At 71.2% G+C, this 12447-nt stretch carries 9 protein-coding genes; 3 read left to right on the top strand and 6 right to left on the bottom strand.

Going from position 1 to position 12447, the window contains the following annotated elements; all coding sequences use genetic code 11:
• Positions 1 to 3: 3 nt before the first annotated feature.
• Together ACFC14_RS17460 and hisC are read right to left on the bottom strand one after the other, a co-directional pair.
• Positions 4 to 1395, bottom strand: a complete 1392-nt coding sequence (locus ACFC14_RS17460) for an amino acid permease (RefSeq protein ID WP_376107438.1) — start codon at positions 1393 to 1395, stop codon at positions 4 to 6.
• Positions 1392 to 2459 carry a histidinol-phosphate transaminase gene (hisC, locus tag ACFC14_RS17455; RefSeq protein WP_376107435.1) on the bottom strand — a complete coding sequence of 356 codons (1068 nt, stop codon included), beginning with the start codon at positions 2457 to 2459 and terminating at the stop codon, positions 1392 to 1394. Before hisC ends, ACFC14_RS17460 begins: the two co-directional genes overlap by 4 nt.
• Positions 2460 to 2652: 193 nt before the next feature.
• On the opposite strand from hisC, the gene ACFC14_RS17450 reads away from it, so the two are divergent.
• Complete coding sequence (locus tag ACFC14_RS17450) at positions 2653 to 2871, top strand: hypothetical protein (RefSeq protein ID WP_376107432.1); 219 nt, start codon at positions 2653 to 2655, stop codon at positions 2869 to 2871.
• A gap of 2 nt (positions 2872 to 2873) precedes the next feature.
• Here ACFC14_RS17450 and ACFC14_RS17445 read toward each other — a convergent pair whose 3' ends face one another.
• The 4 genes from ACFC14_RS17445 to ACFC14_RS17430 all read right to left on the bottom strand — a co-directional run bounded on the left by ACFC14_RS17445 (position 2874) and on the right by ACFC14_RS17430 (position 7446).
• Complete coding sequence (locus ACFC14_RS17445; RefSeq protein WP_376107430.1) at positions 2874 to 4676, bottom strand: thioredoxin domain-containing protein; 1803 nt, start codon at positions 4674 to 4676, stop codon at positions 2874 to 2876.
• 33 nt (positions 4677 to 4709) lie between these two features.
• Positions 4710 to 5279, bottom strand: a complete 570-nt coding sequence (gene msuE, locus ACFC14_RS17440) for an FMN reductase (protein ID WP_136040848.1) — start codon at positions 5277 to 5279, stop codon at positions 4710 to 4712.
• Between the two features lie 89 nt (positions 5280 to 5368).
• Positions 5369 to 6205 carry an aldo/keto reductase gene (locus ACFC14_RS17435; RefSeq protein WP_376107425.1) on the bottom strand — a complete coding sequence of 279 codons (837 nt, stop codon included), beginning with the start codon at positions 6203 to 6205 and terminating at the stop codon, positions 5369 to 5371.
• Positions 6202 to 7446 (bottom strand): heparan-alpha-glucosaminide N-acetyltransferase domain-containing protein, encoded by a 1245-nt coding sequence (locus ACFC14_RS17430; protein ID WP_376107423.1) that lies wholly within the window; start codon positions 7444 to 7446, stop codon positions 6202 to 6204. The genes ACFC14_RS17435 and ACFC14_RS17430 overlap by 4 nt, the downstream gene beginning before the upstream one ends.
• A gap of 28 nt (positions 7447 to 7474) precedes the next feature.
• Between ACFC14_RS17430 and hrpA the strand changes: the two genes are divergently transcribed.
• On the top strand, positions 7475 to 11449 hold the full coding sequence (hrpA, locus tag ACFC14_RS17425; RefSeq protein ID WP_376107934.1) for an ATP-dependent RNA helicase HrpA: 3975 nt from the start codon (positions 7475 to 7477) through the stop codon (positions 11447 to 11449).
• Between the two features lie 39 nt (positions 11450 to 11488).
• Positions 11489 to 12433: a zinc-binding alcohol dehydrogenase family protein gene (locus tag ACFC14_RS17420; RefSeq protein ID WP_376107420.1), complete on the top strand. Its 945-nt coding sequence runs from the start codon at positions 11489 to 11491 to the stop codon at positions 12431 to 12433.
• Positions 12434 to 12447 lie beyond the last annotated feature (14 nt).

The following is a 12447-nucleotide window of genomic DNA, read 5'->3' as shown; positions in this document are numbered from 1 at the left end:
CGGCTACTCCCGCGGCACGCCGGGCCGGGCGACGCCCCTGGTCGCACGGGCGACGAGGAGCAGCACACCGGTGAGCGCAAGGGTCAGCAGCAGCTGGATGCGCGCTGTCGGATCGATCATCGCGAGTGCGATCACCGCGGCGAGCAGCACCAGGCAGAGCCAGGAGAGCCAGGGGAAGCCCCACATCCGCATCGGCATCTCCTCGCCCGCACGGTCCGCGCGAGTGCGGAGGATGATCTGCGCGATCGCCGTCGCCGTCCAGATCACGAGCAGCGTCGAGCCGACGACGTTGAGGAGGGCTGGCAGGACGACGTCGGGGAAGGCCCAGTTGAGTCCCACCGTCACGAAGCCGAAGGCTACCGAGGCGAGCACGGCGACGAACGGCACCCCCTTGAGGCTCGTGCGGGTGGCGGCCAGCGGGGCGAGTCCACGCTCGCCCAGCGAGTACGCCATGCGGGAGGCGCCATAGATGTTCGCGTTCATGGCCGACAGCAGCGCGATGATCACGATCAGGTCCATCACGAGCCCGACGCCGGGCACGTTCAGGGTCTCGAGCACGGCCGAGAACGGGCCGTCCTTGACCGCGGGGTCGTTCCACGGCAGCACCGAGACGATCACGAAGATCGACCCGACGTAGAACACGAGGATGCGCACGAGCACCTCGCGCACGATGCGGCGGATGTTGTGCGCGGGGTCGTTCGACTCGGCGGCGGCGATCGCGACGACCTCGGTGCCTCCGAACGCGAACACCACGATGAGCAGGGCGCCCGCGATGCCGGCGATGCCGTTCGGGGCGAAGCCGCCGTTGTCGACGAGATTCGCGATGCCGGTCGCGGGCACACCGGGGATGAGTCCGACGATCGCGCACACCCCCACCACGAGGAAGGCGATGATCGCCGCGACCTTGATCGCCGCGAACCAGAACTCGAAGCGACCGTAGTTGCGCACGCCGAACAGGTTCACGGCGGTGAGCGCCACGACGAAGATCAGCACCCACACCCAGGCGGGGATGCCCGGCGTCCAGTTGGCCACGATCGCACCGGCGCCGGTCGCCTCGGCGGCGATCACGACGACGAGCTGGATCCAGTAGAGCCATCCGACCGCGCTGCCGGCGCTGCGCCCCATCGCCTTCTGGGCGTAGGAGCTGAATGCCCCGGAGCTCGGGCGCGCCGCGACCATCTCGGCGAGCATCGCCATGACGAGCACGACGATGCCGCCGGCGACGAGATACGAGACCAGGACGGCGGGACCGGCGATGCTGATCGCCTGCCCGGATCCGACGAACAGGCCGGCGCCGATCGCGCCGCCGAGCCCCATCATCGAGATCTGGCGACGGGTGAGCCCCGGATGCAGACCCTTGGTGGTCGTGGTGGTGGGCGGGAGTTCGGTAGTCATGCAGCAGCCTCCGAAGTGGATGCGGTGAGCGCCTGTTCGACGCGATCGATGTCGGTCGAGGAGCCGGAGGAGATGCGGATCCCCTCCCCGGCGAAGGCCCGCGCGATCACGCCTCCTGCCTGAAGCAGGTCTTCGAGCTCCGCGGTGCGATCGCCGGACGGAACCCAGACGAAGTTCGCCTGCGAGCGGACAGCGGGCCAGCCGGCTGCGGTGAGCACGTCGTGGAGGCGCTCTCGTTGCTCGATGACCTCGCCGATGCGGGTCGCGAGCTCGTCCTCGGCATCCAGCGAGGCGAGGGCAGCGGTCTGGGCGAGGTCGGTCACGCCGAACGGCACGGCGACCTTGCGCTGGTTCTCGGCGACGGCGGCCGGGGCGATCGCATAGCCGATGCGGAGCCCGGCGAGACCGTAGGCCTTCGAGAAGGTGTGCAGCACGGCCACGTGCGGGTGGCGGCGGAACAGCTCGATGCCGGCACCGCGGCTCTCTGTCGTATCGAAGTGCACATACGCCTCGTCGATCACCATGAGCACGTCGTGCGGCACGGCGGCGACGAAGCGCTCCAGCTCGTCCGCGCCGACCACGGTCCCGGTCGGGTTGTTCGGGTTGCACACGAAGATCAGGCGGGTGCGCGGAGTGATCGCGGCGAGCATCGCGTCGAGGTCGTGCACGTGGTCGGCATCGAGCGGCACGGCGACCGGCGTGGCCCCGGCGATGCGGACCAGCGAGGGATACGCCTCGAACGAGCGCCAGGCGAAGATGACCTCGTCGCCGTCGCCGGCCACCGCGTGGATGAGCTGCGAGGCGATCTCGACCGAACCCGCACCGACGGTGACCTCGGCGGGGTCGACACCGTAGCGGGCGGCGAGACGCTCACGGAGGCCTGCCGCGCTCATGTCGGGATAGCGATTGATGCCGTCGACCCGATCGCGCACGGCCTGGGCGACCGAAGGAAGCGGCGGATGCGGCGACTCGTTCGAGGAGAGCTTCGACGCACCGGCCGGGGCGGAGCGCCCCTGACGGTACGCGGGAACGGCGTCGAGTCCGGCGCGGGTGGGGAGGGGCATCGTCAGAGCATCCTTGCTGTGATCGCGGGTGGGGTCGCGCAACAGTAGAACGGATGCCGGGCACTGGGCAATCGGTTCATTGGATGCTGCGCAACCCGCGCAACCGGCGGGGCTTCGACAGCGAATTGCTGTGCAGATTGTGCACTCTGCATCGGCGAGGTCAGAGACCGCCGACGGCCGATACGCTCGCCGTATGGGTAAGCCCTCCGGATTCGAGTTCGCGGTGCGCGGTGACGACGTCGTCATCCGCCACCACGGGATCACCGCGACCGTGCTTCGCGGCGCACGGGCGCAGGAGTTCCTCGCCGAGGCCACCGAGGGCGATACGCAACTGCTGATGGCCCGCGTGACCGGGAACTACCGCCGCGGCAATGAACGTGCCGCCCGTCGGCATCCGCGTAACCAGGGCTGACCTCAGCGGGAGATCGAGACCTCCGCCGGGTCACTCACCGGCAGGCGGCACACGAAGGCGCGGCAGTCGTAGGCGCGCTCTGCGGACGCATCCTTGCCCTCGAACAGCTCGAACCCGGCGGCGGCGAACGCCTGCGCCTGCGCGGGAGTGACGACGGCGATGGCCTCGGCATCCGCGGCCCGGGCTGCTGCGGCGAGCGCACCGTCGCGGTCGGCCGTCGTCACCACGAGCTGCCGGGGCGGAAGGGCGAGGCCCACCGCCACCCGCAGCAGGGTGCCGTGGGCGAACGGCTGCTCCAGCGAACGCGACGCAAGAGCACTCACGGTCGCGACGGCGGCCGCGCGGTACCGGTCCCCCGTCCCCAGCCACCAGGCGGTGAGCGCGGCTCCGGCGACGGCTGCGGCATCGGAGGGCAGGTCGCCGTCGGTCTGGTCGGGCGATGTCGCGATGCCCTGCGCCGAGAGCAGCGGATCGTCGCCGCCGGTGCCGGCGAGCGCGTCGTCGAGGATGCCGCGTGCGGTCACGGCCCACTCGGCGTCCCCGGTCGCCAGCGCGAGCGCGAACAGGCCGTCGGCAAGGAGCCCGAGATCCGCGGGGGTCGCGACGGCGGCGGACGGGCGGCCGTCGAGCGATGTGCGCACGAGCGCACCCGCCGCGTTCCGGTTGACCCGCAGCACGTGGTCGGCGGCGGCAGCAGCGGCGTCGATCCAGCCCTGTTCGCCGTAGGCCGCACCCGCGCGGGCGAGGGCGCCGATCGCGAGCCCGTTCCAGCCCGTGATCACCTTGCCGTCGACGGCAGGCGGCTCCAGGTCCGCGCGGTCGGCGACGGGACGCAGGTAATAGCCGCCCTCGCTGCGGGCGCCGTCGATCGTCGACTCGGAATCCTGCGCGGCACCGAATCCACCGCCGTCGCGCCGCAGCACGTCGAGCAGGAAGGCGGCGATCCCGCGCACGGTCGACTCGTCCCCCGCGGCCAGCGCGATGTCGAGCAGCTGCGCGTTGTCGGTGAGCATCCGCTCGTAGTGCGGCACGGTCCAGTCACGCTGGGTGGCGTAGCGGAAGAAGCCGCCGTCGGCATCGCGGAGGTCGGAACCCGCCATCGCAGCGAGCGCGCGTGTCGCCGACCCCGCCGCCTGCGGGGCACCCTCACGCACCACCGGATGCTGCAGGAACCGCAGCGTGGTGGCGACGGGGAACTTCGGGGCGCCGCCGAAGCCGCCGTAGACGCGGTCCTCCCGCTGCGCGATCGCCTCCGCCGCCGTCGCGATCGCCACCACGTCGGGCAGGTCGGAGGGCGTGGACTCCGCTGCGCGAGCGAGGGCGTCGGTCACGGCATCCGCCGATTCCTCGGCCTGCGCGCGCCGCAGCGTCCAGGCCTCCCGCACCGCGGCGAGCACGTCGCGGAACCCGGGCATCTGACCACGGGCTTCCGGCGGCCAGTAAGTGCCGGCATAGAACGTGCGACCTCGAGGCGTCGTGAAGACAGTGAGCGGCCAGCCGAGATTCTGTGTGAAGGCCGAGGCCGCGGCCATGTAGGCGCCGTCGACCTGCGGATGCTCCTCGCGGTCGACCTTGACCGCGACGAAACCGTCGTTGATGAGGGCGGCGGTGTCGGGGTCGGCGAACGACTCCCGCGCCATCACATGGCACCAGTGGCAGGTCGAGTAGCCGATCGAGATCAGCAGCGGCACGTCGCGGCGCCGGGCCTCGGCGAACGCCTCCTCACCCCAGGGGTACCACTCGACGGGGTTGTCGGCGTGCTGGCGGAGGTACGGACTGAGCGTGTCGGCGAGCCGGTTCGTCATGCCCTCACGCTACGCCGTAGGGAGGGCGCGCGGTCAGCTGACGAGAAGCTCGACCGGGCGCGCAGCCGCGTAGCCGACCAGCGGCAGGGCACGCTCGGCGGCCAGCGCGATGCGCGCCTGCAGCACGTCCGAGGCGATCTCGTATCCGTCGAAATCGGTGTTGCTCGCGTAGACCCCGACCGGGAGGGTGAGCGCCTGGAAGAACGCGAACAGCGGCCGCAGCTGGTGCTCGATGATCAGCGCGTGCTTCTCCCCGCCGCCGGTCGCCGCGAGCAGCACGGGCTTTCCCACGAGGTCGTACTGGCCGACGAAGTCGAAGAGGTGCTTGAAGAGTCCGGTGAACGAGGCCCGGTAGACGGGGCTGCCCACGATCAGCAGGTCGGCGGACTCGATGGCCTGCAGCTGCGCCTCGACCTCGGGCGGCAGCTGGTCGCGCTGGAGCGCGCCGGCCAGGCCCGGGCCGATCTGCGTGAGCTCGATGAGCTGCGACTCGACCTCGGCACGATCGGCGATCGCGTCCGTGATCGCGCGGACGAGGGCGGTCGTCTTGCTCGGCTCGTGCAGGGATCCCGACACGGCCACGACGCGGAACGGAGCTGTCATGCCTCGAAGCTACTCACGACGACGCCCCGTGTCGCGCGGAGCGACACGGGGCGTCATGTGGGCCCGAGGGCCGGAACGGGTGACCGGGGTCAGTTGACCTCGTCCGGGTGCGAGCCCACACGGCCCGAGCCGTCGAGCGGGTCGAGGGCGTCGATCGCCGCGATTTCGGCGTCGGTCAGCTCGAAGCCGAAGACATCGAGGTTCTCGCGCAGGCGCTCGGCGCGCACCGACTTCGGGAAAACAATGATCCCCTTCTGCAGGTGCCAGCGCAGCACGGCCTGCGCGGGGGTGACCCCGTGCGCGGCTGCGGCATCCGCCACCGCGGGGGTGCCGAACAGGTCGTACTTGCCCTGACCGAGCGGGCCCCAGGCCTCGATCTTGACGCCGTTCGCGTCGGCCCAGGCGACCACGTCGCGCTGCTGGTAGGCGGGGTGCAGCTCGATCTGGTTCACGGCCGGCACGACGCCGGTCTCCTTCACCGTGCGCTCCAGGTGCGGCACGAGGAAGTTCGAGACGCCGATGCTGCGGGTGAGACCCGCCTCACGGAGTTCGATGAGCTTCGCGAAGGCGTGCACATAGTCGTCCTTGGCCGGGGTGGGCCAGTGCACCAGGTACAGGTCGACCTTTTCGAGGCCGAGCTTGTCGAGGCTCTCGCCGATGGCCGCGCGCGGCTCGTCGTCGTGGTGGCGGTCGTTCCAGAGCTTGGTCGTGATGAACAGCTCGTCGCGGGCGATTCCGGAGGCCGCGATCGCGGCGCCGACGCCCTCTTCGTTGCCGTAGATCGCGGCGGTGTCGATGTGGCGGTAGCCGATCTCGAGCGCCTCGCTCACCGCGCGCTCGGTCTCTGCCGGCGGCACCTTGAAGACGCCGTAGCCGAGCTGCGGGATGGAATTGCCGTCGTTCAGTTCGAGTGCAGGAATGCTCATTGCTCCAGCCTATGACCGGCATCCGACGTCGAGGCCGCCCGAAGGGGAAGAAGTGCCATCGCAGCCGCCCCGCGACCGACGAGTCGTTCCAGCGGTCCTCGACCGAAGAACATCGACCAGAGCGTCGTGACCACCAGCAGCCCGACGGCGGTCGCTGCCCAGAACCCGTTGCTGGAGAAGAAACCTCCGGGGCCGCCGACGAGCACGATCGACAGCACATGCGCACTGTATGCCGTCAGCGGCATGGACCCGAGCGCTCCCAGGGGCAGCAGGACCCACCGCAGCGGTCTGCTCAGCAGCAGGCACAGCGCGATCACGGCCAGCGCGAAGCCGCCGGAACCGAGCACCTCCGCCGTGCCGCCGCTGTGCGGCTCGACCGCGAACACGGCAGCGAGCACCGCGCCCAACGGGTCGGAGGCCGCCAGCGCCTGCGGATACCCCTCCCAGCCGCCCGGCATCGACAGCGCGCCGCCATCGCTCTCGACGAACGAGCTGTCGACGAACGAGCTGTCGACGAACGACGAACTGCTGTACTCCGCAGGTGTGCTGAGGCCCGCTGCCTGGCCGATCGCGCCGAGACCGTATCCGACGACCGCGAGCACGACGCCGACGGCGAGCGCGATCACGGCGGTGCGCACTCGTTCGACGTGCATCCGCCCCAACGCCAGGCCGCCCAGCACGAGGGCGAGCCACACCGTGATCGGGTAGGTGCCGTAGAGCACGAAGCCGATCCCGGTGCCGAACGGATGCAGCATCACGGCACCGAGGAACGCGAGCAGTGCGGGGCCGAGGAGAGCGAGCACGGCCGCCGCGAGCAGCAGCTGCCACGGACGCCACCGGAGGAACGGGATCACCGCGACATAGAGGATGCCGTACAGGGTGAGGATCACCGCGATCGGGGTGTTCAGCATCTCCAGGGCGAGTCCGATCAGGAAGATCACGGCCCCGCGCCCCACCAGGTTCAGGCGGATGCTCGGGAGACGCTCGGGCTCCGGCAGCACGCTGCGTCCGGTCATCAGGGCGATGGACACCCCGGCGAGGAGCGCGAAGAGGATCGACGACCGCCCGTGCACGAGGTCGGTCCACGTCGCCGGGTTCGTCCACTCGAAGGCCTCGGTCTCGCCGATGTGCGCGCCGGCCATGCCGAGGATCGCCAAGCCACGAGCGACATCCAGGCCGAGGATGCGCGGCGGGCGCCCGAAGTCGCGGAACCAGCGGACGGGGGCGAGCGCGGTGATCACCAGATGATCGTAGAGGGCGATTCCCGTCATACGATGGAGGGCTATGTCCTCCCCCGTGATCTCCTATCCCCCGGAGCTGCCCGTCAGCGCTGCCAGGGGCGAGATCGGCGACGCCATCCGCGACCACCAGGTCGTGATCGTCGCGGGCGCCACGGGCTCGGGGAAGACGACCCAGCTGCCGAAGATCGCGCTCGAGCTGGGGCGGGAGCGCATCGCGCACACCCAGCCGCGCCGCCTCGCCGCGCGGACCATCGCCGAGCGGGTCGCGGAAGAGCTCCAGGTCGAGCTGGGCACGCTCGTCGGCTACAAGGTGCGCTTCACCGACAAGGTCTCCGATGCCACCCGCATCGCTCTGATGACCGACGGCATCCTCCTCAACGAGATCCACCGCGATCGACTGCTCACGCGCTACGACACGATCATCATCGACGAGGCGCACGAGCGCTCCCTCAACGTCGACTTCCTGCTCGGCTACCTGGCCCGCATCCTGCCGGAGCGTCCCGACCTCAAGGTGATCATCACCTCGGCCACGATCGATCCGGAGAGCTTCGCGAAACACTTCGCCGCCCCGGACGGCACACCGGCGCCGATCATCGAGGTCTCGGGCCGCACCTACCCCGTGGAGATCCGCTACCGCGGTCCGGTCGAGGATGCGGACGACGAGAGCGCACCGGCCGAACCGGAGGACGAGGTGTCGGCGATCGTCGCCGCCCTCCGGGAGCTCGACCGCGAGGCACCGGGAGACGTGCTCGTGTTCCTCCCCGGCGAGGCCGAGATCCGGGACGCGGCCGACGCCGTGCGGGGCGCCTACGCGAACGGCCGCGCCCCCACCGAGGTGCTGCCGCTGTTCGGACGCCTCTCCGCCGCCGATCAGCACCGCGTGTTCGAGCGCAGCCGGGTGGCGGGCGTGCGCCGCCGCGTCATCCTCGCCACCAACGTCGCCGAGACGAGCCTCACGGTTCCCGGCATCAAGTACGTGATCGACACCGGCACCGCGCGCATCTCCCGCTACAGCAATCGCTCCAAGGTGCAGCGGCTGCCGATAGAGGCGGTCTCGCAGGCGTCGGCGAACCAGCGCTCCGGGCGCGCGGGCCGCACCAGCGACGGCATCGCGATCCGCCTCTACTCGGAGGAGGATTACGACCGGCGCCCGGAGTACACCGAGCCCGAGATCCTTCGCACTTCGCTCGCCTCCGTCATCCTGCAGATGCTGTCGCTCGGCTTCGGCGACATCACCGCGTTCCCGTTCCTCACCCCGCCCGACTCGCGAGGGGTGAAGGCCGCGTTCGACCTGCTCACCGAGCTCGGTGCGGTCGCCCTTCGGCCGGCTCAGGGACCGGATCAAGGATCCCCGCACCTCACCCGCACCGGCCGCGACATCGCGCGGATGCCGATCGACCCGCGGTTCGCGCGGATGCTGATCGAGGCGGGGCGCCCTTCGACGGGCTCAGGGACCCAGGGCGGAGGCTCAGGGACCCACTCGTCGGTGACGCGCGATGTGCTCGCGATCGTGTCGGGCATGACGATCCAGGATGTGCGGGAGCGGCCGGAGGAGCGCCGCGAGGAGGCCGACCGCCTGCACGCCCGCTTCGTCGACCCGACCAGCGACTTCCTGACCCTGCTGAACCTCTGGAACCATCTGCGCGAACAGCAGCGCGAGCTCGGATCGAGTGCGTTCCGCCGGCTGTGCCGCTCCGAGCACCTGAACTACGTGCGGGTGCGCGAGTGGTTCGACGTGCACCGCCAGCTGCGCACGCTCGTGAAGACCTCTGGCCGCGAGGGCGACGCCGGCGGCGTGAGCGACCCCGACGCCATCCATCGCGCCCTGCTGGCCGGCCTGCTCTCGCAGATCGGCATCCTCGACGAGCGCACCGCCCCTGCCGGCAAGTCGCACTCGCCGTCGAAGGAGCCGAAGGGCCGCCGCATCGCGGAGTACCGGGGCGCCCGCGGCATCCGCTTCTCGATCTTCCCCGGCTCGGGCCTGCGCAAGAAGAGCCCGCAGGCGGTGATCGCGGCCGAGATCGTCGAGACCTCCCGCACGTTCGCGCGCACGGTCGCCGCGATCGATCCGGCCTGGGCCGAGTCCCTCGCCGGCGACCTCGCGAAGCGGCAGGTGACCGAGCCGCACTGGTCGAAGGATGCCGGTGCCGCCGTCGCGTTCGAGAAGGTGACACTGTTCGGGCTCGAGATCATCCCGCGTCGCCGCGTGCAGTTCGCGCGCATCGACCGGGCGGCCTCGCGCGAGCTCTTCGTGCGCCATGCGCTCGTGGAGGGCGAGTGGGATCCGACGCGGATCGACAAGCGGGTGAGCGCGTTCTGGCGCAGCAATGCCGAGCTGCGCAAGCGCCTCGAGAAGCTGGAGGAGCGCGAGCGCCGCCGCGACATCCTCGCCGGCGACGAGGCCGTGTTCCGGTTCTACGACGAGCGCATCCCCGCCGACGTGTTCGACGTGCGCTCCTTCGAGAGCTGGTGGCGCGAGGCCATGGCGACGACGCCGAAGCTGCTCGTCATGCGCGAGAGCGACCTGATCGACGACGAGGAGCGCGCGGACCAGCGTGAGTTCCCGACACGGTGGACGCAGGGCGACCAGGTGCTGGGGCTGGCGTACCGGTTCGAGCCGGGTGCCGACGACGACGGTGTCAGCGTGGTCGTGCCGCTGCCCCTGCTCGCGCAGCTCGAGGATCGCGGATTCGACTGGCAGGTGCCGGGCCTGCGCGCCGAGCTCGTGACGGGTCTGCTGCGCGCCCTGCCCAAGGCCATCCGCCGCCACGTCGTCCCCGCCGCGGACTGGGCCGAGAAGTTCGGGGCCGAGCTGGCCGAGCAAGGGCCCGAATCGCACGGCGGCCTGCCGCCGCGCACGCTCAAGGAGGCGCTGGCCCGACTCATCCAGCCGCTCGCCAACCAGCTCGTGTCCGCCGCCGACTTCGACGACGACCGCGTGCCGCCGCACCTGCGCATGAACTTCCGCGCGGTCGATGAGCGCGGTCGGGTGGTCGGGTCCGGGCGTGACCTGCGGGCACTGCAGACGCAGCTGTCCGACCGTGCGCGCAGCAGCGTGGCCCGCTCGATCGCCGCGCCACCGAAGTCGGGGCCCGTGCAGCCGGGGGCTCTGAGCGCGCCGAAGCGCCCGCAATTGGAGCAGACCGGCCTCACGGCCTGGACCTTCGGAGACCTGCCCGAGGTGCTCGACACCCGCGTCGCCGGCGGCGTCGTGCGCGGCTACCCGGCGATCGTCGATCAGGGCAAGAGCGTGTCGGTGCGGGTCGAGTCGACCCCGGATGCCGCGGTCGCCGCCACCCGCGACGGCGTGCTGCGGCTCGTGCTGCTGGGCGTCCCCTCCCCCTCCTCGTACGTGCAGGAGCACCTGACGAGCCAGGAGAAGCTCGCGCTCGCCGCCTCGCCCTACCAGTCCGCCGCCGCCCTCATCGAGGACTGCCGCGCGGCCGTGGCGCGGCAGGTCATCGAGCAGGCGGCGCCGGGCGGCATCGTACGCAGCGAAGCGGACTTCGGGCGGGTGCGCGATGCGGTCTCGGCCGTCCTGGTCGATCAGCTCTTCGCCTGCGTCTCGCTGGTCGCCCGCATCCTCACGAAGTCCCGCGACGTCGAACGCGGCATCAAGTCGCAGAACTCGCTGGCGCTGCTCGGCCCGCTGAACGACATCCGCACGCAGCTGAGCGGGCTGCTGCATCCGGGCTTCGTCTCGGCGGCCGGCGTCGACCGTCTCGCCCACTTCCCGCGGTACCTCGAAGCCATGCTCGACCGGCTGAAGACGCTCGGGAGCGAACCGGGCAAGGACCGCGCGCGCATGACCGAGTACGAGCGGATGGCGAAGGCGTTCGAGGATGCCGGGGGCACGATCCCCCTCACCCGCGACGCTCCCCCCGCGCTCGTCGAGGTGCGCTGGCTGCTGGAGGAGTACCGCGTCAGCGTGTTCGCGCAGCGTCTCGGCACCGCGCAGCCGGTGTCGCCGCAGCGGATCATGAAGGTGCTGTCCGGGCGCTGATCCGCGACGGCGGGCGTGCGGCGCGGGTAGCCTTAATCCATGGCACGCGCGATCGTCTACACCGAGCTCGGCTCCCCCGATGTCCTGCACCTGATGGAGATCCCCGATCCCGTCGCGGCCCGCGGCGAGGTCGTGGTGCGCATCGAGGCGGCGGGGGCGAATCCCATCGACGCCAAGCTGCGCAGCGGCAAGCGGCCGTCGCCCCCGATCACAGAACCGCGTCCGGTCGGCTTCGATGGGGCGGGCGTCATCGAGCTGCTCGGCGAGGGCGTCGATGATTTCGCCGTCGGCGACCGCGTGGCGATCCGCGACGGCCACGGCACCTATGCGTCGGCGCTCGCCATCTCGACCGAGAAGCTCGCGAAGCTCCCCGACTCGGTCACCACCGCCGAGGGCGCGGCGATCGGTATCCCCGCGGGCACCGCCTACCAGGCGCTGCGCTCGCTCGGGGTGACCGAGGGCGACGTGCTGCTCGTGCACGGCGGCTCCGGCTCCGTCGGACAGGCCGCAGTGCAGTTCGCCGTGGCCTGGGGCGCGACCGTGATCGCGACGGCGAGCCCCGCCCGCCACGACCAGCTGCGCGAGCTCGGCGCGATCCCCGTTGCCTACGGCGACGGGCTGCTCGACCGCGTGCGCGACGCCGCCCCCGAGGCCGTCACCGTGGCGCTGGACTGCGCCGGCACCGACGAGGCCATCGAGACCTCGCTCGCCCTCGTCTCCGACCGCGACCGGATCGCGACGATCGTGCGCGGACCGGATGCCGCATCCTTCGGCATCCGTGCCTTCTCCGGCGGCTCGCCCGTGCCCCTGACCGAGGAGGAGCTCGCCTGGCGCGCCGAGGCGCTGCCCGAGACGATCGCCCTCCTCGACACCGGCGACTTCGTGATCGAGCTCGGCCCCCAGCTGCCGCTGACCGAGGCGGCGCAGGCCCATGAGCTCATGGAGTCCGGCGCCGCCTCGGGCAAGATCATCCTGGTCCCCTGACAGCGGGACCCTAG

It is taken from the genome of Microbacterium sp. NPDC055988 (assembly GCF_042269505.1).
Taxonomy (GTDB): Bacteria; Actinomycetota; Actinomycetes; order Actinomycetales; family Microbacteriaceae; genus Microbacterium.
The sequence above is the reverse complement of the archived record's forward strand: the minus strand, read 5'-3'. Positions and strand labels throughout refer to the sequence as shown.